The 26,999-nt window shown below is 61.0% G+C and carries 25 protein-coding genes; 9 read left to right on the forward strand and 16 right to left on the reverse strand.

Annotated elements, in window-relative coordinates:
- Position 1: 1 nt before the first annotated feature.
- Both AB3X95_RS36285 and AB3X95_RS36290 read left to right on the forward strand, forming a co-directional pair.
- Positions 2-874 (forward strand): phosphoribulokinase, encoded by an 873-nt coding sequence (locus AB3X95_RS36285; RefSeq protein WP_176125233.1) that lies wholly within the window; start codon positions 2-4, stop codon positions 872-874.
- Between the two features lie 44 nt (positions 875-918).
- Entirely contained in the window at positions 919-1,686 is a 768-nt protein-coding gene (locus AB3X95_RS36290; RefSeq protein WP_368623782.1) for an HAD-IA family hydrolase, read from the forward strand.
- Positions 1,687-1,746: 60 nt separating this feature from the next.
- On the opposite strand, the gene narL is transcribed toward AB3X95_RS36290, so the two are convergent.
- Positions 1,747-2,400, reverse strand: coding sequence for a two-component system response regulator NarL (gene narL / locus AB3X95_RS36295; RefSeq protein ID WP_176368172.1), 654 nt, complete (start codon positions 2,398-2,400; stop codon positions 1,747-1,749).
- 369 nt (positions 2,401-2,769) lie between these two features.
- Positions 2,770-4,152 (reverse strand): histidine kinase, encoded by a 1,383-nt coding sequence (locus tag AB3X95_RS36300; protein ID WP_368623783.1) that lies wholly within the window; start codon positions 4,150-4,152, stop codon positions 2,770-2,772.
- A 497-nt stretch (positions 4,153-4,649) separates the two neighbouring features.
- Between AB3X95_RS36300 and AB3X95_RS36305 the strand changes: the two genes are divergently transcribed.
- Entirely contained in the window at positions 4,650-6,533 is a 1,884-nt protein-coding gene (locus AB3X95_RS36305) for a PAS domain-containing protein (RefSeq protein ID WP_368623784.1), read from the forward strand.
- Positions 6,534-6,561: 28 nt separating this feature from the next.
- Here AB3X95_RS36305 and AB3X95_RS36310 read toward each other — a convergent pair whose 3' ends face one another.
- The 5 genes from AB3X95_RS36310 to AB3X95_RS36330 form a co-directional block, all read right to left on the reverse strand.
- Positions 6,562-6,858 (reverse strand): hypothetical protein, encoded by a 297-nt coding sequence (locus AB3X95_RS36310; protein WP_176125228.1) that lies wholly within the window; start codon positions 6,856-6,858, stop codon positions 6,562-6,564.
- Complete coding sequence (locus tag AB3X95_RS36315; protein ID WP_255215156.1) at positions 6,845-7,576, reverse strand: hypothetical protein; 732 nt, start codon at positions 7,574-7,576, stop codon at positions 6,845-6,847. Before AB3X95_RS36315 ends, AB3X95_RS36310 begins: the two co-directional genes overlap by 14 nt.
- Positions 7,573-8,967 carry an APC family permease gene (locus AB3X95_RS36320; protein ID WP_176125227.1) on the reverse strand — a complete coding sequence of 465 codons (1,395 nt, stop codon included), beginning with the start codon at positions 8,965-8,967 and terminating at the stop codon, positions 7,573-7,575. The genes AB3X95_RS36315 and AB3X95_RS36320 overlap by 4 nt, the downstream gene beginning before the upstream one ends.
- A gap of 181 nt (positions 8,968-9,148) precedes the next feature.
- Positions 9,149-9,529, reverse strand: coding sequence for a hypothetical protein (locus AB3X95_RS36325; RefSeq protein ID WP_368592561.1), 381 nt, complete (start codon positions 9,527-9,529; stop codon positions 9,149-9,151).
- 123 nt (positions 9,530-9,652) lie between these two features.
- The gene (locus tag AB3X95_RS36330; protein WP_176368176.1) at positions 9,653-9,988 is read right to left on the reverse strand and encodes a hypothetical protein; all 336 of its coding nucleotides are present in this window, start codon (positions 9,986-9,988) and stop codon (positions 9,653-9,655) included.
- Between the two features lie 506 nt (positions 9,989-10,494).
- Between AB3X95_RS36330 and AB3X95_RS36335 the strand changes: the two genes are divergently transcribed.
- A complete protein-coding gene (locus AB3X95_RS36335) occupies positions 10,495-11,406 on the forward strand; it encodes a bifunctional 5,10-methylenetetrahydrofolate dehydrogenase/5,10-methenyltetrahydrofolate cyclohydrolase (protein ID WP_368623785.1) in 912 nt (303 codons plus the stop codon).
- A gap of 32 nt (positions 11,407-11,438) precedes the next feature.
- On the opposite strand, the gene AB3X95_RS36340 is transcribed toward AB3X95_RS36335, so the two are convergent.
- Entirely contained in the window at positions 11,439-13,112 is a 1,674-nt protein-coding gene (locus AB3X95_RS36340; protein ID WP_176368178.1) for an APC family permease, read from the reverse strand.
- 287 nt (positions 13,113-13,399) lie between these two features.
- The gene (locus AB3X95_RS36345; protein WP_254906074.1) at positions 13,400-14,023 is read right to left on the reverse strand and encodes a hypothetical protein; all 624 of its coding nucleotides are present in this window, start codon (positions 14,021-14,023) and stop codon (positions 13,400-13,402) included.
- A 48-nt stretch (positions 14,024-14,071) separates the two neighbouring features.
- Between AB3X95_RS36345 and AB3X95_RS36350 the strand changes: the two genes are divergently transcribed.
- From AB3X95_RS36350 to AB3X95_RS36365, 4 genes are read left to right on the forward strand one after another with little or no spacing between them, the layout of a single operon-like run.
- Positions 14,072-15,073 carry an ABC transporter substrate-binding protein gene (locus tag AB3X95_RS36350; protein WP_368623786.1) on the forward strand — a complete coding sequence of 334 codons (1,002 nt, stop codon included), beginning with the start codon at positions 14,072-14,074 and terminating at the stop codon, positions 15,071-15,073.
- 29 nt (positions 15,074-15,102) lie between these two features.
- Positions 15,103-16,128, forward strand: coding sequence for an ABC transporter permease (locus AB3X95_RS36355; RefSeq protein WP_368623787.1), 1,026 nt, complete (start codon positions 15,103-15,105; stop codon positions 16,126-16,128).
- Positions 16,122-16,910 carry an ABC transporter ATP-binding protein gene (locus AB3X95_RS36360; protein WP_368623788.1) on the forward strand — a complete coding sequence of 263 codons (789 nt, stop codon included), beginning with the start codon at positions 16,122-16,124 and terminating at the stop codon, positions 16,908-16,910. The genes AB3X95_RS36355 and AB3X95_RS36360 overlap by 7 nt, the downstream gene beginning before the upstream one ends.
- A gap of 44 nt (positions 16,911-16,954) precedes the next feature.
- Positions 16,955-17,989: an ABC transporter substrate-binding protein gene (locus AB3X95_RS36365; RefSeq protein ID WP_368623789.1), complete on the forward strand. Its 1,035-nt coding sequence runs from the start codon at positions 16,955-16,957 to the stop codon at positions 17,987-17,989.
- A gap of 60 nt (positions 17,990-18,049) precedes the next feature.
- Here the strand turns inward: AB3X95_RS36365 and AB3X95_RS36370 are convergent, their stop codons facing one another.
- Genes AB3X95_RS36370 through AB3X95_RS36380 form a run of 3 tightly spaced genes read right to left on the reverse strand, consistent with a single transcriptional unit; the run spans position 18,050 to position 21,344 of the window.
- Positions 18,050-19,153, reverse strand: a complete 1,104-nt coding sequence (locus AB3X95_RS36370; protein WP_184226740.1) for an LLM class flavin-dependent oxidoreductase — start codon at positions 19,151-19,153, stop codon at positions 18,050-18,052.
- Positions 19,150-20,376, reverse strand: coding sequence for an acyl-CoA dehydrogenase family protein (locus AB3X95_RS36375; protein ID WP_176368184.1), 1,227 nt, complete (start codon positions 20,374-20,376; stop codon positions 19,150-19,152). Before AB3X95_RS36375 ends, AB3X95_RS36370 begins: the two co-directional genes overlap by 4 nt.
- A gap of 11 nt (positions 20,377-20,387) precedes the next feature.
- On the reverse strand, positions 20,388-21,344 hold the full coding sequence (locus tag AB3X95_RS36380) for an ABC transporter substrate-binding protein (RefSeq protein WP_368623790.1): 957 nt from the start codon (positions 21,342-21,344) through the stop codon (positions 20,388-20,390).
- A 191-nt stretch (positions 21,345-21,535) separates the two neighbouring features.
- On the opposite strand from AB3X95_RS36380, the gene AB3X95_RS36385 reads away from it, so the two are divergent.
- Positions 21,536-22,447 carry a LysR family transcriptional regulator gene (locus AB3X95_RS36385; protein ID WP_184226742.1) on the forward strand — a complete coding sequence of 304 codons (912 nt, stop codon included), beginning with the start codon at positions 21,536-21,538 and terminating at the stop codon, positions 22,445-22,447.
- A gap of 7 nt (positions 22,448-22,454) precedes the next feature.
- Here the strand turns inward: AB3X95_RS36385 and AB3X95_RS36390 are convergent, their stop codons facing one another.
- The 4 genes from AB3X95_RS36390 to AB3X95_RS36405 are packed head-to-tail and all read right to left on the reverse strand — an operon-like array spanning position 22,455 to position 26,558.
- Positions 22,455-24,062, reverse strand: a complete 1,608-nt coding sequence (locus tag AB3X95_RS36390) for a rhodanese-related sulfurtransferase (protein WP_368623791.1) — start codon at positions 24,060-24,062, stop codon at positions 22,455-22,457.
- The gene (locus AB3X95_RS36395; RefSeq protein WP_368623792.1) at positions 24,059-24,655 is read right to left on the reverse strand and encodes a cysteine dioxygenase; all 597 of its coding nucleotides are present in this window, start codon (positions 24,653-24,655) and stop codon (positions 24,059-24,061) included. Before AB3X95_RS36395 ends, AB3X95_RS36390 begins: the two co-directional genes overlap by 4 nt.
- Positions 24,655-25,470, reverse strand: coding sequence for a class II aldolase/adducin family protein (locus tag AB3X95_RS36400; protein ID WP_176125212.1), 816 nt, complete (start codon positions 25,468-25,470; stop codon positions 24,655-24,657). Before AB3X95_RS36400 ends, AB3X95_RS36395 begins: the two co-directional genes overlap by 1 nt.
- An 11-nt stretch (positions 25,471-25,481) precedes the next feature.
- On the reverse strand, positions 25,482-26,558 hold the full coding sequence (locus AB3X95_RS36405; protein WP_176368189.1) for an LLM class flavin-dependent oxidoreductase: 1,077 nt from the start codon (positions 26,556-26,558) through the stop codon (positions 25,482-25,484).
- Positions 26,559-26,999 lie beyond the last annotated feature (441 nt).

The raw sequence follows: 26,999 nt of genomic DNA on the forward strand, positions 1-26,999 counted from the left end.
CATGTCGATCAAACATCCAATCGTTGCGGTAACGGGGTCGAGCGGTGCCGGCACCACGACTGTCATGAACAGTTTTCAGCACATTTTCCGGCGCGAAAAGCTGAACGTGCAGATCGTGGAGGGCGACGCATTTCATCGCTTCGACCGCGCGGGCATGCAGTCTGCAATGAAAGCTGCAGAGGAAAGCCGTCACCAGTTCAGCCACTTCGGCCCTGAGGCGAATCTGCTGCAGGAACTCGCCGAGTTGTTTCGTGAGTATTCGGCGACCGGGCGGGGGAGGTTGCGGAAATACCTCCATGACGACGCCCAGGCTGCGCCTTATGGTCTGGAACCCGGTACGTTCTCGCCGTGGACAGACATCGAGCCGCCCACCGATCTGCTTTTCTACGAGGGGCTGCATGGCGGCTTTATCGGCCGTGGCGTCGACGTCGCACAACATACGGACCTGCTGGTGGGGGTCGTCCCCATCATCAATCTGGAATGGATACAGAAGCTTCATCGGGACGAGGCGCTGCGCGGCTATTCGCGGGAGGCTGTCATGGATACGATCCTGCGGCGCATGCCGGACTACGCTCACCATATCTGCCCTCAATTCAGCAGAACGCACGTGAACTTCCAGCGCGTGCCGACCGTGGACACGTCGAATCCGTTTGCAGCCCGCGACATACCAAGCGCCGACGAGAGCTTCGTTGTCATCCGCTTTGCCAATCCGAAGGGCATCGACTTTCCTTATTTACTTACCATGCTGCATGACTCGTTCATGAGCCGGCCCAATGTCATCGTCGTACCGGGCGGCAAGATGGGACTTGCGATGCAGTTGATCTTCACCCCTATGATCCTGCAGATGATCGACCGCCAGAAACGGGCATCGTGACCATCCGCGGGAACACTTGTACTCACCAGACAGGAGACACGAACATGCAAGTCACGCCGCGCAATATGCCGATCGATGCCGTGCTATTCGATCTCGATGGCACGCTGTTGCATACGTCGCCCGATATCGGCAACGCGCTCAACCGGGCACTCGCCGAGAACGGTTTTCCCCTGCTCGCGCCTGGCGTCGCGCAAACGTTGATAGGCGGCGGTTCAGAGATCCTCGTCGATCGCGCGCTGACGCTGCTCGGCATCGATGCGCGCCCCGCCACGCTGGATCTGGTCCTGCGCCGCTATGAGGCGTCCTATCATCAGATCTGCCGCGATAAGAACCAGTTGAGCGAGTTTTACCCGGGCGCGGAAGCGACGCTCGACAGCTTGCGGGAGATGGGTCTCAAGCTGGGCCTCGTCACCGACTCGGAGTCGCGCTTCGTCGATCCGCTGATATGGCGTTTCGGCTTGCATGCATGGTTCGACATGGTGGTCGATGCCAATGCCCGCTTGCCGCGTAAGCCCGATCCCGAGCCACTCCTGCAGGCGTGCGAAGCGCTGGGCGTGGACCCGACCCATACGCTATTCGTTGGCGATTGCGTGACGGATGCGTTAGCGGCACAGGCGGCCAATATGCCGATGGTGTGCGTCAGCTACGGATACAGCCACAATCACCCGGTATCGGAGTTGCCTTGCTTGCGCGTCATTCACCACATCGGCGAGCTGACGGAATTGCTCGGCGGTCTGCACAAGGGGCATAGTGCTACTCATGCTGATCAGAGAATCCCTATGCGGGCGATGCAAGCGCAGCAGTCGAATTGAGTTCAACGAGGCGCGTGACAGCTCGATGTGCCGGCGCGGGTTTCAAGCCGCGCCGTGCCCTCATGAATAAGAGTGCGCGCGCGCGCCGTGATCCCGCTGCCAGAGCACGGCCTCGAGCCGCGAGTGAAGATCGAGCTTCCGCAGCACATGCTTAACATGAACTTTCACGGTGCCGACGCTGATATCGAGTTTGCGCGCGATGGCCTTATTGCTCAGGCCGGCAACCAGAAAGTCGAAGACCTCGAGCTCGCGCGCGGTCAGCTCGTTCTGTGTGACAGGAAGGCGCTGGCCACCCGACAATGCATGAACCAGCGCGCCCGTCACCGACTCGCTGAGAACGGCAGATCCCCTGAGCGCCTTTTCGAGCGACAGGCACAAGTCCTCGGGGTCCATGTCCTTTAGCAAATAGCCATGCGCGCCGGCGCGCAACGCGGCCACCACGTCGCGCTCGTTATCCGACACCGTCAGCATGATGAAACGCGCTTCGACGCCGGCTTCGCGCATGCGGTCCAACGTTTCGATCCCGTTCATGCGCGGCATGTTCAGGTCGATCAGGATGACGTCCGGCTTCAGGCGCACGGCCATCTCAACGCCGTCTTCTCCGGAAGTCGCTTCGCCCACCACTTCGAAGGCGGGATTCATCTGGATGAGTTGCGCGACGCCCTTTCGAAACAACGCGTGATCGTCGATCAGAAGTACTGTGTTAGTGACCATCGGCTCTTCCTGGGCTCATATGCCAGATCGACCAGTTAGATCGGCCTGGCTCTGTCAACTGCGATGCGCACGGCAGTGCGATCTCGAGTACATAGAGAAGAGGCTTTTATTGTTCAGACTTGATGCCTGAATTATTCTAGCAACATGACGCGATGGGAAAAATAGATTCCTGCCCGATGCTGACGCTTTGCGGGTTTTCCTTAGACTCAACCCCAACGATACGGCGCCATTTAACGCGGTATGGAAAGCACGTCGGCAATACCCTTCGTGGCTGCGGAAGAGGATCGCCTTTTGATGGATCGGTGGACCACTCTACCTCCTTGTGAGTAGGCTGAGCTACTCCCGGAGTGTTAGCTTCACGAATTTACGCTAACGGACACCGGCACCACTGATGGCGCGAGCCTTGTGCGCTGCGGGGATGAAGTTCAATACCACGCGCGAGCCGCGTTCAGCGGGCTTCAGTTCCAGACGTCCACCGAGGCTGCGGGCTCGCTCGCGCATGATCGCGAGGCCGTAGTGATGTTCGTCGCCCCGTGAGCGGGTGAGACCTTTGCCATCGTCCTCGATCGTGACCGTCATCGTGAGTCCGTCCGACATGAGTTGCACCTGCGCCGTCGTGGCGCGCGCATGACGGATTACATTTGTCAGCGCTTCACGCACGATCTGCACGACATGCATTTCCTCGTTGACTGAGAGACGCATGCGCGGCACACGATTGTCAATCGAGATTTGTACCTCACTGCGCGATCCGAATTCTTCGGCAAGCTCCTCGAGCGTGGACGCAAGACCGTGCGCATGCATTGGCGCGCGGAAGGTCGTGAGCAGTTCGCGCAGCTGCCGGTAGGCGCTGTCGATGCCCTCGCGAATCGCGCGCGCGATTTCGGCGACATCGCTCTGCGAGAGTTGAGGCGGCAGCACGGCTTGCAGCCGCGCGAGCTGGATCTTCATATATGAGAGCGATTGCGCGAGCGAGTCATGCAACTCGCGCGCAATGGCATTGCGTTCCTCGAAAAGCGCCATACGCCGGTCGCGCACATCGCGGCTGACATTGGAGATCGCGTGTGCGAGCACGCTGGCGATCGTTTCCAGCAGATACAGATGCCGCTGCTCGAAGCGCGTGTCCGGCTCGCCCTCCGCGATCAGCACCCCATAGGTTGCGAGCGGCACGCGGACCGGGGCGGCAAGCACCGGGGGCGACACCCCGCCGTCATTGAGCAAAGAAAACGTATAGTGTCCGGCAAGCGTCATCAGTTCGTTCGTGACGCGTGCCTTGACGATCTGCGGCACGTCGCCGTTCGGCGCTACGACGGGATCGATATCGAGCAGCTGGGCCGTCGATTCGGTGACCACCAGCGCAATACGTTGGGCGCGCAACACACCGACGAGACGCTGCAACAGCGCCTCGAGCGTGCGGCCCGATGGCTCTTGCTCGGCAAGCTGCGCGCAGATGTGGTGAAGCAGCTCGAGCGATTGGTCCGCAAATGCAATGTAGTCTTCGACGATTCGCTTGAGTTGCGCCGACTCGCTTTGCTCGGTGCGCAGTCGAACGGCAAGTTGCGCCTGAAGCTTCAAAAGCCGGTCGATTTCGTCGTCCCCTTGCGGTATTGTCTGCCCGGATTCCGCGAGCGCCTGCAGCGCCGCTGCTGGTCGCGTGACGAAGGCGCGATGCGCACCCCTTGCGAGCGCAACGATGCCAAGAACCAGAAGGCAAGCGGTTGCGCCCTGCAGCAGCCCGAGCACGGCCTTTTGCACTTGCGCCTGGTAAGCGACTTGCGAACGTAGCGCACGTAGTGCCGAAATTTTTGCATCCGGCCCGCGGGCACTATCTGATGTAGACCCTGCAGTCGCGGCTACGAGTGCGCTAGCGAGTTCTTTCGTCGGGGCGCCATGTTGCCTCCAGTCGTTCAGTAGCGTATCGTTGCTGACAAGCCAATCGGCCTGCTCAGTTAGCGCTTGAGCCTTTCCTGGCGAGCCTGGCTGTGGTTTCGCGGCGGCTGTTCGCAGGCGCGCGACTTCGTCGAGAGAAGAGAGGGTCTGCCGGAATCCTTCGTTTCCTTTGGCCTGCATATATCCACTCACATAGAGCAGCGCGATCAAGCCGACGATGCAGGCGAGCAGCGAGCAGACCTTCGCAAAGAGCGGATAGTGGTAAGAGGCCTCAGACCGGGCAGTATTCATGGGTGAATGAAGTAATAACGCGCACCGAACCGGTCGCGAGCTGTAATCGTGTTTTTCCGAGCGAAAATGTCATGTCGGTTTATCTGTTCGCCACGATACTTCTTGGTGCGGTCGCCGCGCTAGTGTTGCCCCGGCTTGGCTACGGTCCCGGTAATAGTGGTTTATTGTACGTCGCGATTGTACTGGCGGGATGCCTTGCCGCATTTCTGCTGGCGATGGCCTACAGTGCCCGCCGCACGGCGCCACGCGTTGCACGCGCGGTCAAGTTGCCTGATCTGCGCGCATTTGCTGCGAATCTTTCGATGCCCGCCGCGTTACTCGACAACGATGCGCTCGTGTTCGTCAATAGCGCTTTCCTCAAGTACGCGCGTTGGGAACCGTACGCGGATGAAATCGTCGGGATGCCGTTCAGCAACCTCGTTCATCCGCAGTCCTTATTGGATTTGACGGCGCTGCTCACGCAGTCGCGCGACGGGGGTGAGCGCACCTCTGCGTCGCTGCGGATCGCCTACGGCGACGGCAGTTTCCGTTTGCAACCCGTGACGGCACTGAGTGCGCGCGACTCGCGTATGACGCTGCTGCAATTTCCGGCGCCCTACACGAGTACGGACGCTCAGCGCAGCGAGCTGCAAATTCTTCAACATTGCCAGGATGCCGTGCTCCAGCTGCCCCAGGCGCTCTTTCGTGTGGATCGCGAGTTGCGTCTGATCTTCTCGAATCCAGCGTGGCGCAGCCTGGTCCGTGCCGTCGGGAACGACCCGGAGCCGCGACCATTTTCGGGCTTCTTTCATCCAGAGGACGCAGAAACCCTGAATGCCCGGCTCAAAGCGCTGCTCGGCGGACACATGAGCGAAATGGTCGGGGAAGCGCGACTCATTCGTGCCGACAACACGATGGCGCAGGTGGAACTGCGTTGTCATGCAGTGTCCGATCACGAAGGCGCGCTCGTCGGTGCCGTCGGACTTGCGATCGACGTCTCGAATCGCGAACGCCACGAAGAAGCTTTGCGCGCCAGCCGGCGCAGCCTGCGCACCCTGTTGTCCAATTTGCGCGCGATGATTTATCGGGGGCAGAACAACCGTGACAGGTCGATGGCTTTCGTGAGTGAAGGCTGCTTCGAACTGACTGGCTATGAGGCTTTCGAACTGATCGATGAAAGCCGCCTGACCTTCCGTTCGCTGATCCACCCCGATGATCGCGAATTCGTCTGGAACGAGGTGCAGACGCGGATCGTGGCGCGAAAGCCTTATGAGCTGACTTACCGGATTGTCGACCGCGCTGGGCAAACTAAATGGGTTTGGGATCAGGGATGCGGTGTCTATTCCGCCCGGGACGAACTGATGGGGCTGGAGGGATTCATCGTGGAAGTGGCGCGCAGGCAGATGATCGAAGAAGACGCCCGGCGCAGCCAGACTTTTGAGAATTCCACAGGCCTCATGAGTCTGCCGCTGTTTCTCGGCCGCCTGGAGTTTTCCCTGGCTCTGTCGTCGCGAAACCCACTGCCGTGTGCAATCTTCGCGATCAATGTTGGAGAACTGGAGCGTGTTGCGACGCGCTTTGGTCAGGATTACGCCGATCGCGTGCTGATCGCCATCGGCAGGAGGCTCGAAGCGATTCAGGGCCAACTGAACTGCGCTGCGTTGCTGGATTCTCACGTATTCGCGGTGTTGCTGGTCGACTTCAGCGCAGAAGCACTTGCCTGGTGTGGCGGCGGTGCGCAACACCTCGCCGAACGGGGGTTGGCAGACACCGATGCGGCGCTGGAGGAGCTACGGAACAGCCTGCAGAAACTCCTTGATGATCCCGTCAAGGTAGAAGGCCACGAATTCAAGGTTCCAACGCAGATTGGGTGCAGTTGGATCGAGGCGGGCGTGGCCGACACCAGAAAGATCCTCGACCGCGCACTGTCCGCTTCAGGTTGGGAAGGGGCGAGTGAGCGCAGCAACGGGGAGTGAAAGGTGGTTGGGAAGACACGGGCGCGGGTTACCCGACGGCGCGCACGCGAAACGCTTCCCACCTGTACCGTGCGATGAAGTAGGCGTCCATCACTGAAATTGCATAGACGAAAATCCCCCCGGCATTTCGCCCAATGAAAGACCGACCGGGTGCTGCAAGCTGCACCGTCACGAACCCTAGTGACAACATGAAGAACATCATGATCAAGGCACGCGTGGGCATCCGGTTGATCACCTGACCGGCTCCTGGAAGAAGGGCTCCCGCTACCAGCACTAGGTAAGGATGCACGGGACGCCGTGCACGCGACGATTCAGGTTTGTCCATAAACACCTCCTCTGATTACATCTGCACACACTTGCACGGCCTGGTCGAGCAGCGATTCAACGAGCGTTGTGGAAAGCCTCGCTTCACGAAACACGGCCCGACGCAGTACGAGATACTCACTGCGGTCCGCACCTTGCGCCTGATAGACGATCCGCACGCCATGTGGCGTGACGAGCATCTCCTTCGCACGCGGATCCGCGAAGAATTGCTTAACGTGAGGGTCTAGTACGGAAAGGGGTAACTCAGTGGCGGGCTTGTCGGCTTTGATCGTCGTCTGGCTGGGCCACTCCTCGGGGGGCACGAGGCGTAATGGCAAGCTGTCGGCAGGGGAGTAGAACTCGGTGTTCTGCGCGCGGGCGAGGAGGTCTACCGCTCCCTTTATCGGCAATTTGCGCTTCACCGTGACGAGCAGCCAAAGCGAGGGCACCTTGCGGAAAGCAGCATCGTCGACGAGGGGGGCGACATGGACCTCGTATCCATCGTAGGACCCCGCCAGCACGGGCCAGGAGACACCGTCCTGGGTCAGGCGATGCTGCTCGAACAGCGCGAGACATGCGTCGAACAGCCCGCCTCGCTCCGCTCGTAGTACCTTGCTGTTACGCAGGTACATCAGTGCGAGCACGATCAGGAACAGAAACGCAAGGGCAATACCCGTTGAGTGCATATCGGCCGCTCCACGTGGGTTCACGTCGGCTTTGGCAAGGAGAATGTCGATCAATAGTCCTTTGGACGCGGCCAGTCCATCGTGAACTGCTCGCCGCGCTTGACGTATTTATAGCGATGCAGCGCAAACCAGATCGACGCCGTGATATAGAAGGCCATGATCGACAGCAGAGAAGTGCCGTACCCGAGATAGGTCGCGAAGTACGTCGCGGAGCAGAGTATGGCCAGCACGATCGACGGAATCGGATGGAACGGGTGAATGTAGCCGCGATTGATGATTCCGAGCGGCCATTTCCGACGGAACCTGACGATGTTGATCGACATGAATGTATAGCCGAGCAGGCCGGAAAGAATCGAGAATGTGATCACCTGGTCGAGCAGGCCCGTGAACGCGAAGGAGATGGCGATCGGCACGAGAAAAATGATCGCGCGGTATGGCGTGCGGTAGCGGGGGTGAACGGCGCCGAACCACATCGGCATATAGCGGTCTCTCGACATGGAAAACCATGCACGCGAGGCATCGTTGATACAGCCATTCGCCGACGCAACGGCCGAGAATAGTGTCCCGACGAACAACAGTACCTGCAACGACTTGCTGCCGGTAAGCCGCGCTGCGTCGTAGAGGGGCGTGACCGCCTGGCCGAGATACTCCCAGGGCATGAGGCCCGTGGCGACATACCATGTCATGGCAGCTGCGACGAGCAGCGTGATCATGCCCGACATCGTCCCGAGCGGAATCGAGCGGCCTGCGGAGCGAACCTCCTCGGCAGCCTGGCAAGTGCCTTCGATGCCGAGGTAATACCACATGCCAAATTGCAGGGCTGCGACGACCCCCAGCCATCCATACGGCAACTGGGTCAGTAACTCGTGATGAAGGAGTGTTTGTCCCGGATGCCAGGGGGCGACGCCAAGGAACAGCATGACGATCGCGAGGAACGCAATGGCCGTGATGACGAAGTTGACCGTGAGCGTGACGAACACGCCCCTGTAATTGAGCAAGGCGAGACAGGCGATCGTGACGAGTGTAAATGGCCGTGAATCGAAATTCGCGTAGCCCGAATCCGTGGCGACTGCTTTGACGAGATCGCCCACCACGAGCGCGTCCGCAGCCTCGAGCATCGTGTAAGCCATCACCAGATAGAGCCCGACGTTGAACGCCATCAGCGGCCCGATGATGTGCTTGGCCTGGGTATATTGCCCGCCCGCTGCCGCGACAGTTGAAGTCACTTCCGAGTCGATCATCGCGACGCATGTGTAGAGCAGACCGATGATCCAGCATGCAATCAGCGATCCGTATGCGCCGCCTTTCGCGACCGAAAAGTTCCAACCCATGAACTCGCCGACCAGCACGATGCCGACGCCAAGCGCCCACACGTGAATTGGGCCCAACACCTTCAGCAAAGCGATGCGCTCGCCTGTCTGTGCTACTCCTGCTGCGTCACTCATGAGTGGCTCCCTGTGGTTTATGCCAACACTGTGTAGCTATTCGTTCCCTTCCGTGGAACTCATCAGGAAGTCATCGTCGTATTCACGGCTAACCCTGAATGCGTCGACGAGAATCCAAGCGAAGATGAGAACGGACAGGCCCCATGCGGCATTGCTCGACCATTGCCAAAGATTCATGACATCACCTCCCAAATTTTTCCGCGATCACCTGACGGTATTGCTTGTCCGATACGCGCAGCACGAACACGAAGTACCCGACAATGACGAGTGCCGTCGCAATCAGCGAGACGGGTTCAATCTGATAGTCGAAACGTTGGGTAATGATCGGCTTCGCTTGTTGCACGTCGAAACCCAGCTTGCGCCATTGCCCTTCCATAGTGGCGTTTTGCCCCAAATCGCGCCACGTTACCTGCTTGCTCTCAGCCTGCGTTGCAGGAGCCTGGTCGGGGGCCTTCAGCAACAGGGGCGCGAGAAGGCTGCAGTACACGAGAACGAGCAGAAAGATGCTATCGATCAGCTGTCCGAATCCTTTCTGCACGGGAGGTACGTAATCGGCTGCCATGATGATTCTCCTCTTCAGGCGGTATTGCGGATTGCGCACGCAGACAAATCCCGTTCGTCACAGTTGCCGACTAGGGCAACTGTGTGACACGGCCGTGCGCAGAAAAAAATGAAAAAGGCAGTCCTAGTCGGCGGCAGGACTGAACGATCCATCGCCGCGTCCCGCCAACTCCGCCTTGGCAGCGCGATTTGCGTCCAGGTGACGGATGTCGAGGCCGTAGATGTGATCTTTGTCTTCCCTGTAGTGGCGAATCATCGCGATGATCGACGCGGAATTGAACACCAGTACGGCACCTGCGCCGATCGATAGTGCGAGCCGAACCGCCGCGTCGGCAGTCTGGGAGGTGACGGCAAAGTACACATAGCCCACGGTCGCCCACAACAGGAGGAGAGCGATTTGCGCCATACGCTTGTCGCGGGAAAACATTCGATCAATACGCTTACGGATTGCGTGTTCCATGTCGTCCACTCCTTCCTGGGGTTACGCCGGAGACTCCGGCAAAGATCACTGATCGGGCTATCTTCCTGGTTCTGTGGGGTCAACAGAGTTTCGTGACAATATCTGTGTGTCCGGGTGGCCTTGTCAACAACGGGCAAGGGGTAGCCCGTTTAAGGGTGACTACGCCTACCTTTTTGGAGGTACTCGCGTTTCGTACTGCTTGACGGAGTTCGCGGCCGATGCGCGTGATGGTGAGGCGAATCGTGGGGACGGGAAAAATATTCCTAAAGTCGTGGTGGGGCAGGCTTTCGACCTGCCTGTCTGGGAGACGGCAGCGCTTGTGCGAGTGAGCGGCAATTCGAGGCGATACCCCTTAGGGTGTACTCGTGTTCCCTGACGAGAAAAAAAGGTGATTGGCGTTGACGCTTTGGGTGTGCTTCGCTACTGTTGGTCTCTGCCATTTCTCATTGATTCGCGTGACAGCGCAACGATGATGTTTCTTCATCCACGGACACGGAAACCGGGCAATGAACAGCAACCGAGCGTCTTCTATTGAACAGCCTCACATCATCGATGGCGTAGCCGCGGCCTCGAATGTCGTCGAGTCAATCAAGGCGAAAGTGCAGGCCGAAAAGCTACGGCCCGGTCTGGCCGTGGTTCTCGTGGGAAGAGACCCGGCAAGCAGCGTCTACGTGCGGAACAAAAAACGCCGTGCCGAAGAATGCGGATTTCTGTCCCGTCAGTACGATCTACCCGAGGCCACCAGGGAGGTCGAACTGCTCGCGCTCATACGGGACCTCAATCAGGATCCCGAGATTCACGGCATCCTGGTGCAGCTCCCCCTTCCACCGCAAATCAATCCCAATGCTGTTATCGAGGCGATTGCCCCGAACAAGGACGTCGATGGATTTCATTATTCAAATGCGGGTCGCTTGGGAACGGGAGACATCGAACAAGCCATTGTTCCTTGCACGCCACTTGGTTGCCTGCATTTGCTAAAGCAGGTGCTAGGCGATGGTCTGCGCGGCAAGCATGCGGTCGTGATAGGGCGCTCCAACATCGTCGGCAAGCCGATGGCGAACTTGTTGATGCACAACGATTGCACGGTCACCATCGTCCACAGTCGTACGGTCGAGCCGCAGAACATTTGCCGTCAGGCTGACATCGTCGTAGCCGCGGTCGGTATCCCGAAGCTCGTGAAAGCGGACTGGATAAAGGAGGGAGCGGTCGCAATTGACGTAGGTATTAACCGGGTCACGAGAACCAATGGCGAATCCGGCATCGTCGGCGACATCGACTACGACAACGTGTTGCCGCTAACCACCGCAATTACGCCGGTGCCGGGCGGGGTTGGCCCGATGACCATCGCGATGTTGATGCTAAATACGCTGAACGCTGCGGCGCGTTCGAACCAACCAGCCGCAACGTTGACAGTTTGAGTGGGACAGTGTCTTGAACGTGTGTATCGTCATTAGACCGCGAGACTGCGCGTGATAGCGACCACGAGGACCCCCGCGATGATCGTCCAATAGGGCAGGAGTCCCGCACGCCTGCTCAATTTGCCTTCTTCAGTCCGATGCATGTCCTCCATCATCGTTTCGGGAAAAATCCCTTTATCAGTGATGTAATGGCGATAAAGAAAAACGGGAATAATTATTGCGGCGAAAGCGAGGCCCGAAATGAGCGTCCCCGAGCCCCAGATGTTCGACCCCATGCCGAGCAGTCCGAGATTGACGAATGAGAACAACGTTCCGAGCGCCAGCAGCCAGTTAGGAGCACGGAACGGCCGGTGCCAGTCCGGGCGGTCGCGCCGGTGAATCCAGGCAGCGTTCAGATTCAAAAAAATGAAGATGATATAGCCAACGTTGGACATTGCCAGCACGAATACATAGTCCGACATCAAGAGGAGGATCAGGTTGAAGCACAGGTCTGTCCACATCGCCCGGGTCGGAGCACCGTCTTGATTGACATATGAGAGGTATTTCGGCAACCAGCCTTCCCGCGAAGCCTGATAGAGCGTCCTGGAGGACCCCGCCATCGCGGTCATGATGGCCTGCACGAGCGCCAGCACCAGCATGACCGCGAGCACGCGTTCTACAAGCGGGCCACCGTGGATCATCGGTGCCATTGCCTTCGCGATACCCAGACCGCTATAGATGTCGGGGGCCAGCATGCCGCTATAGACGGCCGGTGTCACGACGTGCCCGGCTGCGTCCTTGACTTCAGGGGTGACCAGGTGGCCCAGCCCGAGCACACCCTGAAAGGACAGAGGCAACACCGTGAATACGAATATGCACAGCAGGCCCGAATAGAGATTGGCCTTGAACGTATCGACCTTCGGATCACGGAATTCTCGCGTATAGCAGATGGCTGTCTCAAATGCATAGGTCGAATAGCCGGCGATGAAAAGTCCACCCGCCATCAGGGTGATCCCGGCGCGTCCCCATGTGCCATCTACGATCTGTCCGCTCGCGTCTCGCGCGAACGGAAGGAGCGGCAAAAGGTTGTGAAGCGGCAGATCAGCATGCAGAAGGGGCACGGTGCCAACGATGATCAGCGGTATGAGCGCAAGGACGCCGAGCGTCATCTGGATGCGCGCCGTGCGCAGGATGCCGCGATTCTGCATCGCAAAGGTGACAAGCAGAATCGCTGCACCTAGTATGAATGTCGCGTTGATCCGGAGGCTCAATCCGCTTCTCAACCAGTCGAGATTGACGAGTGTGATCTGCCAGGTATTGATTGCGGCTTCCGGCGGGAACATTATTGTCAGGACATAGCCTGCCCCAAGTCCGGATCCAATCGCAATCACCGGCGACCATCCGAACCAGCTGCACCACACAGATAGCGGTGCGAGCAGTTTTGCGTAGCGCACCCATGCGATTGCACCGTAGACCGAGGCACCACCAGACTTGTGCGGGAACAGCCCCGCAATCTCCGCATAGGAAAACGACTGGATAAAGCCGAGACCTATCGAGATCATCCAGACCGCCCACGAGAGCTTGCCGACTGTGGCGGCAATCGAGCCGATTGAGAAAAGGACCAGCGCCGATGCGCCGCTTGCCACCCAGAATGCGCCCGTCCACGTTATGCTTCTTTTTAACGAACCTTGCGGTTCGAGGGCGTGGGGTTCGGGAATCGCGCTCATTGCTGTCTTCCTTTGCCGATGGGACACCTCGTGGGATGCCCCTTTCCATTGGTCGATTGAGGGAAAAAACGATCGCGCGAGTGCGCTATGGTTCATGTGCTCCTTATGGCACAGTGAGCGCTTGTCGGTAACCGAATGTAGCACGCATGTGTCGATGGAAAAATATGATGCTTCTACGGCGCGAGCCCATTCGACAGCGAATCAGGCCTTCAGTCACTCTGACTGCCAGACGGACGTTGGCTGGGGCGTCGGTCAACTTTGCATGTTACAACGTCTTCCGAGTGCGGTTAAGCTGCTATACGGGCCGTTTCGCTCGGGCCGCGGCGACGAGAACCCCGTCTGATGAGTGGCTTCCATCCGCTTTCAGGAGCGGGCCGGTTGCCGCTCCGCGAACGCTTCTCTGCCATGCCCGACACTACGGAGTGCCTTGGAGAGCGCAAAGCTGCGCCTGCCGGATGCAAGGACGAAGCTCTAGCTGCCCGAACCGTCGAGGCGTGGCCGAAGTGCGTTCGCCAAGGCGTTGGAGGTGCGCAGCAGCGATGCGAGTGTTCCGCATCTCGCGCGCGACCAGTCAGGTTTAGCTCAATTTCAATTTCCGGATATTGCGCCAGAAATTCAAGAACTAATGTGTTCAGACGCAGTTCACCAAGGCCCACCGGCGCGCTGATTGTCAATCTGCCGACCGGTCGCTGCGTTTGCCCGCGCACGTCGGCGATGGCATCAGCATATTCTTCGAGCACCTGCTTACTGCGCTCGTAAAAACGTCGGCCTTCAGGCCACAGTCCGACCGGGACGCGCAGTCGGTAGACGGTGAACGTCGATTGATTTCCACCAAGCCCGCATACCCCGGAGAAAATGCAAACGATAAATATTGAGTCGATATAAACATATCGAAATTGAATAATTCTCAAGGCGGACAGTCGTCGTTACGCTGTGCGTAATATGCACAGCGAGGACTTATGACCGCCTCTGTTCCAACGTCTTTATCAACGTCGGTGCACTCGCGCCGACGTGTGCTGCGTTCGCTTGCCGCCGCGCCGCTTGCAATGGCGAGTGCGTTGACAGGCGCACGTAACGCCCGTGCGGCAGACGATGTAACCATCGTGCTCGGCGATCAGGCGGGCGGCATGCGCGCGCTCGTCGAAGCGGCGAAGGTACTCGACGGTGCGCCCTACGCGTTCCGATGGGCCAACTTCCAGGGCGCCGCGCCGTTGTTCGAAGCGCAGCGCGCGGGCTCCGTCGATCTCGCGCCGGCGGGCGACCTGCCAGTGCTGGCGGCCGCCGTCGGCGACCCGACGCTGAAAATCGTGGCGACGCGCATCGGTTCGGGCGCTCAACTCGGCATTCTGGTGGCACCGAAATCAACCATCCGCACCATCGCGGATCTGAAAGGCCGCACGGTGTTCGTTTCGTCGGCACGCGGCAGCATTTCGCAGTTTCAGCTATACGGTGCACTCGCGGAAGCCGGACTCACGAAAGACGACGTGACGGTGCGCTTCATCCTGCCCGTGGATGCGTTTGCGGCCTTCGCATCCGGCGCGATCGAAGTGTGGGCGACCTTTGATCCGTACTACGGCATCGCTGTGCAACGTGGCGGCCGCATCCTGCGCGACGGCTCGGGCATCAATAGCGGATTGGGCTTTATCACCGCTTCGGGCGCATCGCTGGCTGATCCGCGCAAGCATGCCGCTATCGCTGACGTGCTCGTTCGCTATCAACGTGCGGGCGACTGGGCGCTCGCGAATCCCGACGCCTACGCGCAAATCTACGCGACGCTCACACGCACGCCGCTCGATGCCGCCAGGCAGATCACGCAGCGCGCGTCGCTCAAGCAGCATTTCGTCACTGACGCCGATATCGCAGCACTGCAAAAAGTAGCGGATCGTGCGCATCAGGATGCGATCCTGCCGCGCCGCATCGACGTGCGCGCGATTTCGGAGACGCATCTTGCCAGCGCATGAACCTGGATTGATCGACGGAGCACGATGACATGTCCACGCAAACACAAACGCTTGAGCTTGCTGGTGTCGCAGAAGAGGGCAAGCGCGACGGACGCGAGCACGGCAAACGCCTCGTCGCGTTGGTGGCCGCGCTCGGCTGGCTCGGCGGCGCGGCCGTCACACGATGGTGGCCCGCGCTTGACGACTGGCCTTATACACGCGAGCTGGCGATTCTCAAGCTGCTGTTGGCGGCATTGTCGCTTGCCATAGGCATCGCGGGTTGGCGTACGAGCAACACCCGAAGCGCGCGCGTCGAAGCATGGCTCAACGGTGCGCCGTGGCTGCTCGCGCTATCCATCGGATTGACCGCATGGGAAGTCGTCACCGCGCAACTCGAATGGCTGCCGCGGCCATTCTTTGCGCCGCCTCAAGCGTTGATCGCCGTTTATGCCGACGACCTCCCACGCCTCGCCGCGAGCGTCGCACATTCGTTCGAATTGCTCGCATATGGGTACGTGCTGGGCGCGCTGACGGGCTTCGTGATCGGCGTGAGCATCGGCTGGTCGAAGGCAGTCGGCTACTGGCTGCATCCTGTGCTGCGGCTGATCGGTCCGCTGCCGGCCACCGCGTGGCTGCCGCTCGCGTTCTTCTTCTTTCCGTCGAGTTTCAGCGCGAGCGTGTTCCTGATCGCGCTGGCGACGGCGTTTCCCGTGGCGGTGCTCACGTGGTCGGGCGTCGCGAGCGTCAATTCCGCGTTCTACGACGTGGCGCGCACGCTCGGCGCGAAGCCGTCGTTTCTGATCCTGCGCGTCGCGATTCCGGCTGCATTGCCGTCTGTGTTCGTCGGGCTGTTCATGGGACTTGGTGCCTCGTTCGCCGTGTTGATCGTCGCGGAAATGATGGGTGTGAAAGCGGGGCTCGGCTGGTATCTGCAATGGGCGCAGGGCTGGGCCGCCTATCCGAACATGTACGCCGCGCTGCTGGTGATGGCGTTGATGTGTTCCGGCCTGATCACCTTGCTGTTCCGCGTTCGTGACCGATTGCTCATCTGGCAAAAAGGAATGCTGAAATGGTAGCCGCTTCTTTGTCTCACACGTCTCACGCGAAGCGGGGCGCGCGCATCGACGTGCGCAACGTCACACATCGGTTTGCGCTGCGCGGTGAAGCGTTGCCGGTGCTCGACGACATCAGCCTGACAATCGACCCCGGCGAATTTGTCGCGCTGCTCGGACCGAGCGGTTGCGGGAAGTCCACCTTGCTGCGGCTCGTGGCGGGTCTCGATGCACCCGCGCAAGGCGTCATTCATGCGGACGGTGAAACCGTCACAGGACCCGATCCGTCGCGCGTGGTCGTGTTCCAGGACCCGACGCTGTTTCCATGGCGTACGGTGCGGGACAACGTGGCGCTTGGTCCGCAGGCTCAGCGTGCGCAGCGCGATGCGGCAAAGCGTATCGATGCCGCGCTCGAACTCGTGGGCCTGTCGGCGTTCGCGAAAGCCTTTCCGCATCAGCTCTCGGGAGGGATGGCGCAGCGCGCGGCGCTCGCGCGCGCTCTCGTCAACGATCCGCAACTTCTCGTGCTCGACGAACCGTTCGGCAAGCTCGACTCGTTGACGCGCATCCGCATGCAGTCCGAGTTGGTACGTCTCTGGCAGGCCGAAAATTTTTCGGTGCTGCTCGTCACGCACGACGTCGAAGAAGCGCTGTTTGTCGCTAACCGGGTGATCGTGCTGAGCGAACGCCCGGCGCGCATCGTCTCGCAAGTGCGCAACGACGCGCCGTATCCGCGCCATCGCGACGACCCCGATCTCGTCAGGTTGCGCCGCGAAGTGCTGGCGCTGCTCGGCCTCGACACCTGAACGGCGCGTAACCAACAACACCATCACTTAGGGGAAATCACGCGATGAAGCATTCAGACGACAACACACCATCGAACGCGGCGCGCCGCACGTGGCTGCGCAACACGGCATGGACAGTGGGCGCTGCGGCTCTCGGCGGCGCGACGTTCGGACTGCCCGGCGTGCGCGCATCCGCCGACGAAGCATTGAAACCGCTCAAACTCTCATGGAATGCGGGCGCCATCTGCACGGCGCCGGTGCCCGTCGCCGTGCAGCAGGGGTTTTTCCGCAAGCATGGCTTGCAGGTCGAACTGATCAACTTCGCGGGTTCGACCGACCAGCTACTCGAAGCGATCGCTACGGGCAAATCCGACGCGGGCGTCGGCATGGCGCTGCGCTGGATCAAGCCGTTGGAGCAGGGATTCGACGTCAAGCTGACGGCGGGCATCCACGGCGGCTGCATGCGCCTGCTCGCGACGCGCGCATCGGGCATCGTCGATCTGCAAGGGTTGAAGGGCCGCACTGTCGGCGTGAGCGACTTGGCGAGCCCGGCAAAGAACTTCTTCGCGGTCTCGCTGAAGAAGATCGGCGTCGATCCCGACAACGACGTGCACTGGCGCCAGTATCCGGCGCCGCTGCTGGGTGAAGCGCTGAAGAAGGGTGAAGTGCACGCGATCGCCGATGGCGACCCGACCATCTGGACATTGCGCGAGGCCGATCATCTGCAGGAAGTGTCGAACAACCTGTGCGGCGAGTATGCGAACCGCGTGTGTTGTGTGCTAGGCGTTCGTGGCTCCCTCGTCCGCAAGGACCGCGCGACGGCTCAGGCGCTGACGCAGGCCTTGCTGGAAGCCACCGAATGGACCGCGAATCATCCCGCCGAGGCCGCGGCGATCTTCGCGCCGAATGCGCCTGGCGCGAACGTCGCGCAACTGACGGAGATGTTGAAGAGCCACACGGATCACCATCATCCCGTGGGCGATGCCTTCAAGAAAGAGATCTCGCTGTACGCCGACGATCTGAAATCCGTAGGCGTGTTGAATTCGGGGACGAACTCGGACCGGTTTGCTACGCGGGTGTTTGCCGACGTATTGGCTTGATGGAGGAACGCAGCGCGCCGGCTTCGGCGTGCTGCGTTTGCGGAGAGTGCGGAAACTGAGCTAAGCGGGAAGGGCTTCTCGCGTCCTGTTCCTCTCTGCGACCGCGTTGCGTACGAGCGGCAGTAGATCACGCCCGTAGGCCAATGCATCCTCGAGCGGATCAAATCCACGAATGAGGAAGGTCGTTACTCCAAGTTTGTGATATTCGACCAGCGCGTCGGAAACCTGTTGCGGTGTGCCGACAAGTGACGTCGAATTTCCCGCTGCCCGCGTGAGTGCGGTGATTCCCGTCCACAGACGCGTGTCGACCACGCTTCCCTTGTCCGCCTCAGCGAGCAATCGCAATGCGCCGACATTCTTCGGCTCCTTTGGCCTGCGCGTGAAATTCGGCGAGGCAGCGACGACACCCTTCGCACGCTCCAGAATCGACTCGGCGCGCGCCCATGCGGCCTCTTCCGTCGCGGCGATGATCGGGCGAAGCGACAGGCTGAAGCGGATGAGCTTTTCCCGTCCATGGCGCGCAGCAGACCGGCGCACCTTCGCTATCGTTTCTTCGACGGCGGCGAGCGATTCGCCCCACAGCGCATACACGTCGGCATGCTTGCCCGCGACCTCGATTGCGGCGTCCGACGAGCCGCCGAAATACACGGGCAAATGCGGCTGCTGCAACGGACGGATCTGCGACTTGTGACCCGCGACACGATAGTAACCGCCTTCGTGATCGAACGGTGTTTCACTCGTCCATGAACGCCTGACGACGTCGAGATATTCGTCCGTGCGCCGATAGCGCTCGTCGTGCGACAGAAAATCGCCGTCGCGCTGCTGCTCGACGTCGTCGCCGCCCGAAATGATATGGACGGCCGTGCGTCCCCCGCTGAAATGATCGAGCGTAGCAAGCTGACGTGCCGCGAGTGTCGGTGCGACGAAGCCCGGACGATGCGCGAGCAGGATGCCGAGGCGCTTTGTCTGTTGCGCGACGAACGAGGCGATCTGAAAGCCGTCGGGCGACGCGCTCGAATGCGCAATCAGCACACGATCAAAGCCGCCATATTCATGCGCTTGCGCCACGGCGGCAATGTACGGCGGATTGACGGCGGGTCCTTTCGGCAAATGAATCTCGCTCGCTTCCTGATGGCTCACATAGCCGATGAATTCGACGCTCATCTGGGTTCGCTCCTCGTGGGTAAAGTGGTGGTGAATGCGGCGCGGCCCAGATTGCCGAGCACGGTGTCATTCTGCGGGGTGTGAATGCGCGCGCACAGCACGTCGCGGTAGTGGCGCTCCAGTGCGTTGTTGCGACTCAGGCCGGGATTGCCGCTCGCTTCGAGTGCGAGTTCGACGACATCGATAGCGTGCTTGCTGACGAGATACTTGATGGTCGGCGCTTCGACAGTGCCGATCTGGCCTGCTGCGCCTGCATCGAGCAGGACGCGGTTGTTGAACAGCAGCGCGTCGATGCGCCCCACCGTCTGCTGAAAACGCTCGAGCGTCGATAGCGGGGCGTTCAGTCCCGATGGCACACGGTGCGCTGTCCACTGCACGAACCAGTCGCGCGCGGCGCGTGCGATGCCGTCGTAGATGGAAGGCAGCAGCACATTCATCCACTGGCTTGTCACCAGGTCCATGCCGTTGGTCGGGCCGGGCGGTTGGAGATCGACGGCCTGCTCGAACGGTACGCGTACGTTATCGAAGATCACTTCATGGCTGCCCGTCGCACGCATGCCGAGATGATTCCACGGTTCGCCAAAACGGATGCCGGGCGTGTCGCGATGAACGAGCCACGTGCCGACTCGCAGCGCCGCTTCGTCCGTGCGCCCCCACACGGCGAACCAGGTCAGGCCGGGACTGCCCGTCGAATACAGCTTGCGGCCGTTCAGTATCCAGTGATCGCCTTCGCTGCGGCCAACCGTGGCCGGCAGGCCGCCACGCGACGGCGAGCCGAGTTCGGGCTCGACGCGCAACGAGTTGATCAGCGCGCCGCGTTCGACGGCATCGCGCGCAACGCGTTCTTTCAGCGCTATCGGCCAGTTCGGATTGGCCTGCAAACGCAGATGATAGAGATATTGCATCACGAGAATCAGCGCCGTTGAAGGTTCGCCGCGTGCGACCGCGCGAATCACCTTGAGCGCTTGTGCAAGTGTGGCCTCGCGTCCGCCGAGCGCACGCGGCACGGTCAGCGAAAGCAGCCCCGCGCGACGCAGACGGGCGAGGTTCTCATGCGGGAAGATCGGGCCGGCGTCGAGCGCGGCGGCGCCTGTGCCGAATTCGGCTGTCAGCGCGGCGAGCCACGCATCGGCTTGCGGACTGTCGAGATCGGCGAGTGCTTCGAGCGCTTCGCCGTCGCGCTCTGCATCAGCAAGCGCGCCTTCGGGTTGACGGCTGGTCATGGTCGGTCGGTTCACTGTGCGGTAAGCGGAAATTGCCGGTCGAAACTCTTCGTGACATCGAGCGGTGTCTTGATCACATCCGCACGGTGATAGAGATCGGCCGTCTTTTGCTGTTCGGCGATGAGGCCATCGTCGATGACGACGGGATGCAGTTGCGCGCGCTGATAGACGGTCATCAACACTTCGGGCGGCAAGCCCGTCACTTTCGATTGCATCGCGGCCACTTCGTCCGGATGCGAGAGCGCCCAGCGCTGGCCGGCCGCGACGCGCTTGAGGAAATCGGCGATTTCGGCATGCTTGTCCTTGATGGACGTTTCCGTCGCAGCCTGGAAGCTAAGGCCAGAAGACAGATTGACGCCATTCGCGATGCTGCGATCGTGATCGCGCTGCTCGGCAAGCGCGACATACGGATCCCACGTGGACCACGCGTCGACGTTACCGGACGCGAGCGCCGCTTTTGCGTCGGCGGGCTGCATAAAGCGCAGCGACACATCCGAGAGCTTGATGCCCGCGCGTTCGAGCGTTGCAATCGCGAGGTAATGGCCGATCGAGCCGCGCGTGGTCGCGATGCGCTTGCCCTTGAGATCGGCGGCCGTTCTGATCGGCGATGCGTAGGGCACGATGATCGCGAGATCGGTCGGCGTCGAGCGCGTTGCGGCGACTGCACGCACTCGGGCGCCCGCCGCGTACGCGAAGATCAGCGGCGCATCGCCGAGGCCGCCGACATCGATTGCCCCCGCATTGAGCGCCTCTCCTAGCGGTTGCGCAGCAGGGAAGTTGAACCATTCGATCTTGTACGGCAAGTCCTTCAACTGGCCTGACGCTTCGAGTATGCCGCGCGTCTGCAACTGCTGGTCGCCGACTTTAAGTGTCGTTTCCGCCAGCGCGGCAGGCGATGCGCTCGCGACGATCGCGCAAATCAGAGGGCCGGAAAATCTTTGCAGAAATCGCTGGAGAAGGAGGGGCATGAGGGAGCGCAGCACGAGGTAGTTGGATAAAAACACACGATACGGTCGGAGGTTTTATAAGGCAAACGCATTGTTCTTCTTTGTTAATATGCGTGAGAGGAAAACGGAAAGCTGGAAATACCGCTTGAGCGTACGGGCGGTTGCAGGCTAATGTCGCTCCATCAATACTTCATTTGAAGTCAAAACCATCCATGAAACTCGATGAAATCGAGGCCTTCGTTGCCGTCGTGCGCAGCCAGTCGCTGAGTCAGGCCGCCGATTCTCTCGCGCTGACGCAACCTGCCGTCACGCGCCGCATCCAGAACTTCGAAGAGGCGCTCGGCGTCGAGCTGCTCGATCGCAATACGAAACCGCTGAAGACGACGCCGATGGGCCGCGTCGTTTTCGAGCAATGCCGTGCCATCGTGCGCGAGGTGGACGCGCTCAGGCATCTGGTCTCGGACGACGCACCACTTGCGGGCGTGTTGCGACTCGGCGTCGCGCAGACGGTCGCCGATGTGGCCATGCTGAAGGCTCTCCATGCGCTGCGCGGTGCGCATCCCGAGTTGCAAGCGCGCGTGTCGACTGGATGGGGCAATCCGCTGCTACAGAGAGTCGATGAAGGAGAGCTGGACGCCGCGATCGTGCTGCTGCCGGCCAACCGTACGTTGCCCGATACGCTAACGGGCGAAACGCTTGGCGAACTGAAGCTGGCTGTTGTCGCGCAAAAGGGCAGCCTGAAGAAGCGCGCGCATACGCTGGCGGAATGCCAATCCTACGGCTGGGTGCTGAATCCCGATGGCTGCGGTTTTCGCGCGGGTTTGCAGCAGGCGCTCGCGTCACAAGGCTACACGTTAAAGCTCAACCTCGAAACGCTCGGCACCGAATTGCAGCTCGGGCTCGTCGCAGATGGCGTTGGCCTGGGGCTGGTTCCGCTGCCGCTGCTGCGCAATAGCTCGCACGCCGCGCAGCTCGACGTGATTCAGATCGCCGACTTCAAACCAGAAATTGCGGTGTGGATAGTACGTTCGCGCGCGTTGGGCAAGCTACAGTCAGCGCTCGGCGTGCTCGCGGAAAGCGTCGAACAAAGCTTCAAGGCGGCACCTCTGTCGCGCGCCGCCTGATCCCCGCTCAGACCACGAAAAAGCCATGCGTGCCGTCGCGATCGAGTTGCGCGACGAGGCCGTATTCCCATTCCAGATAGGCGTTCATCGCTTCGTGCGCATTGTCGGTGCCTTCATACGGACGACGATAGCGATCGATACGCGGCGAAGCGAGCCGGGACTCTCCCGATTCGGTCAGAAAGCCCGCACGTATCCACGCCGATGTGCCGCCCTCCAGCACATGCACGGGCTTACCTGTCAGCGCGGCGACTCCAGGCGCGGCGAACGGTGCGAGCGCGTTGGTCGCGCAGGCGACCACATAGCGTTTTGCGTCGGGCAGCGTGCGCAGATCCTCGGCATCGTTGAACAGACACGAACGCAAGATCCAGTGCGCACCCGGAATATGCTCCTTCACGTGATTGGCGCTCGACGTGACGTCGATCACGACGGTGCCGCTCGATGGATCGGCGAGCAGCGCGGCGAGTTCGTCGGCGGACAGGGCAGGTGTATGCGCGGACTCGGGTTTTGCGCCGCGCCAGGCGCCGCTGTCCGTCAGATCCTGGTCGGCAGCATCATCGATCACATAGACGTCGATGTTCATCTGCGCGAGCCACGAGGCCGTCATGTTGGCGCGTACTCCGTCATCGTCGAACAGCACCACGCGCGCGCCGCGCACGGGCGCGAACATGTCCGTCTCCTGCACGAGCTGGCCGCCCGGCGCGCCCTGAAACCCCGGTGCATGCGCGCGTTCGTATTCGGCTGGCGTGCGCACATCGAAGCGATACGTGGTGCGCGACGGATCGGACGCCCAGCGAGCGGCTTCATCGAGCGTCGTGCGTTGGACGCCCGCACGGTCGGCGAGCGCGCGCGCTGCGGTGCGCGATGCATCGAGGTTCGTCTGATCGAGACCGGCCTCGGCATCGAATCGACGGCTGCTGCCGTGCTCCAGCGTCTGCCCCGCGAGCGTCCAGCCGATAGTGCCGTTGCGCAGCGCCGCGACGGGATTCGGCAGCCCTGCATTGACCAGCGATTGCGTGCCGATGATGCTGCGTGTGCGCCCCGCGCAATTGACGATCACACGCGTCTTAGGGTCCGGCGCGAGTGCCCGCGCGCGCAGCACGAGTTCCGCGCCGGGCACGCTGATGCTGCCGGGAATGTTCATCGTCTGATATTCGTCGAAGCGGCGCGCGTCGAGCACGACGACGTCGTCACCGTTTTCAAGCAAGGCTCCGACCGCCTCGGCGGAAAGCGAAGGCGTATGCCGCTGGGCTTCGACGAATTCGCCGAAAGCCTTGCTCGGCACGTTGACGTCGCGAAACACTTCGCCGCCGGCGCGAATCCATCCGTCGAGTCCGCGCGCCAGCAGCGCGATCTGTGTGTATCCGAGGGACGTGAGCTTGTCCGCGGCGCGCGTCGCAAGTCCTTCGCCTGCATCGAACAGCACGATCGGTACGTCGCGGCGCGGCAAGCGTGTGTACGCATCGAGTTCGATCTTCGACAACGGAAGGTTCGCGGCGAAGAGCGGATGAGCCTGCGCGTGCGGGTCTTCTTCGCGGACATCGAGCAGCGCGATTTCGCGGCGCGCGAGCAGCGCTTCACGCACGTCTTCATATGTGCGGACGGGATATGACGTCATGAAAGATGCGGTTCCTTGCTGAGATCCCACAGGTTGGGGAGTGTGTCGTTCGAGTAGCCTGAAATAAAGGGCTTGGGCCGCTCGCCCCGCGGATAGGTGGAGCGTCGCACCGCGCCGATGTTGGCACCATAAACGTGGATGCTGACGGACGTGCGGTCGTCGTACGCATTGCGCACGCGATGAATGTCGCCGATGGCGGGCGACACCGCTTCGACATCGCCCGCTTCGAGACGCACTTCGGCACCCGCCGCGCGTAGCGCGCCGTCGTTGTTGCGCGCATAGGGTGCCGCAAGTTCCGCGCCGCGCAGCACACCGATGAGTCCCCACACGGTGTGATCGTGAATCGGCGTCTGCTGGCCCGGACCCCACACGAAGCTGACGACGCTGAAGCGTTGCCGCGCATCGGCGTAGAGCAGAAATTGCTGGTAGCGTTCGAGGGACGGCTGCGCGTAGGCATCGGGCAGCCAGTCGTCAACGCGGATCAGTTCGCGCAGCGCAAGCGCGCCCCGATGGAGCAGCCCGGCTTCATCGACGCCGGCATCGACGAGTTCTGCAATCTCTCCGACGAAGTGCCGCAGTTTGTGAATGGCCATCAGTCGAGCAACTCCCGTTCGCTTTCGATCAGCCCTTCATACAGGCTGTCGAATGCATGACGCGCACCGTTTGCGCGGCCGACCTGCTGATGCGTGAGATCTGCCATATCGTGAGGAATCGGCTGCGGCGTGCCTGCCGCTTCCGCGAGCAGTTGCGCATGACACGCGTTGTCGAGCGCGATGTACCACCATGCAGCCGCTTCGACTGTCGGACCCGCTGTCAGGATGCCGTGATTCTTCAGGATCACGGCCTTGCGAGAGCCGAGCGCATCCGCGATGCGCGCGCCTTCCGTCGTATCGAGCACGACGCCGCGAAAATCATCAAACAGCGCGTGGTCTTGGTAGAACGCGCAAGAGTCCTGTGTCAACGGATCGAGCTTGCGGCCGAGCGTCGACCATGCCTTGCCATACAGCGAATGCGTGTGAGCGGCCGCGACGACATCGGGCCGCGCCTCGTGAATCGCAGCATGAATCGCAAATGCAGCCTGATTCACGGGCCCATCGCCGACGACGATCTCGCCGTCGCGATTCACCAGCAGCAGATCCGACACGCGCATGCGGCCGAAGTGCCGGCCCAGCGGATTGACCCAGAAGTGATCGGTCCATTCGGGATCGCGTGCGGTGATATGGCCCGCGAGCCCTTGCGCGAAGCCATATCGTGCGAACAGTCGAAACGCGCCCGCGAGACGTTGCTGGCGATGCAGACGTTCTTCGGCAAGCGAGCGCTGAGGTTCCTGTTCATCGTCGAACCAGAACTTGCGCACGGGCGTGTCGCGCCGCGCGAGCGACGGTCGATCGGCGAGTACGGTGCTCATGATCGCTCCAGTCAGGCGGCGCGGCGTGCGCGGGACGTAAGTTCGCGGGTCGCGGGAATCAGTTCGCGGCCATAGTCGATGGCGTCTTCTAAGGGATCGAAGCCGCGAATCAGGAAGGTCGTGACGCCGAGTTCATGATATTCGGCAAGCGTCTGTGCAACCTGAGCAGGCGTGCCGACAAGTGCCGTTGAATTCGAGCGTCCGCCGATTTCTTTCGCCACGGCGGTCCAGAGACGCTCGTCCGCGCGCACGCCTTCACCTGATGCAGCGAGCAGGCGGCGCGCCCCTTCGCTCTGTTGCGGACCGCCGCGCGAGAAGCCCTGTTCGACACGCAGGCGACGCGTCTCTTCGAGGATGTGTTCTGCGCGCTCCCATGCGGCCTTTTCCGTCGCGGCGAGAATCGGGCGGAACGACACGGAGAAGCGCACGCTGCGGCCATGCTTCGCTGCTTCGGCCCGCACGCGCGTCACCTGTTCGTGGACCTGCTGTTTCGATTCGCCCCACAGCGCGTAGACGTCGGCGTGCTTGCCAGCGACGGCCAGTGCTGGCTCGGATGCGCCGCCGAAATAGATCGGCACATGCGGCGACTGCTTCGGCTTGACCTCGGAGAAGGCCTTTTCCACGCGGTAAAAGCGGCCTTCGTGATCGAACGGCTGATCTTCCGTCCACATGCGACGCAGAATCTGCAGATATTCGTCGGTGCGTGCGTAACGGTCGTCGTGACTCAGGAAGTCGCCGTCGCGCCGTTGATCCTCGTCGCTGCCGCCGGAGATGAAATGCACGGCGAGCCGTCCGCCTGAGAAGTGGTCGAGCGTGGCGATTTGCCGGGCCGCGAGTGTCGGCGCAACAAAGCCCGGACGATGTGCGAGCATGAAATGCACCTTCGATGTCACGCTCGCCGCGTAAGCGATCGTGATCGTCGCATCGGGGCTCGTCGAACTGTGCGGAACCAGGATGCGATCGAAGCCAGCGTTCTCGTGCGCCTGCGCGAAGGCGCGCACATAGTCGGTGTCGATAGCGGGGCCTTGTGGAAGATGCGTTTCCGATACCTTGCGCTGTTGGATCATGCCGATGAATTCGACGCTCATGTTAGCTCCTTGCGGAAATCCGTTTCGATGGAGAAATGCATGCCGCAACAGACGCAGCGATGAACGCGCGTCAGTGGACGAACCCGTCGAGGCTAACACTGCGTTATGCGGGCTCTAAATAGTAAATTCAGATAAACATATAGGATGCGCATGTTGTCCCGCAGCGCGCTTTGGCGTCGAGCGCTTAATGATTTTCATGCAATACCATATCGGTGGAAATTTGATCGGCGGGCGCGCGGGCAGCGTTAGCATGGACAACCTTCCAGATAGTCTCTCGGCTCCTCGAAACAATGTCAGCCAATCCGCCACGCTTCGCTGATGTTTCCGCCCGCAAGCGCCCGGCCGGACACGAGCCGTTGCGCTTAGGCGGATATGCGCAGCTTCGCGGAAGAAATCGTGCCGCGAGTCCGTCGCCTATTGTCGGCTCAGGCGCCCGACCGC

Source organism: Paraburkholderia sp. BR13444 (genome assembly GCF_040948755.1).
GTDB classification, from domain to species: Bacteria; Pseudomonadota; Gammaproteobacteria; order Burkholderiales; family Burkholderiaceae; genus Paraburkholderia; species Paraburkholderia youngii.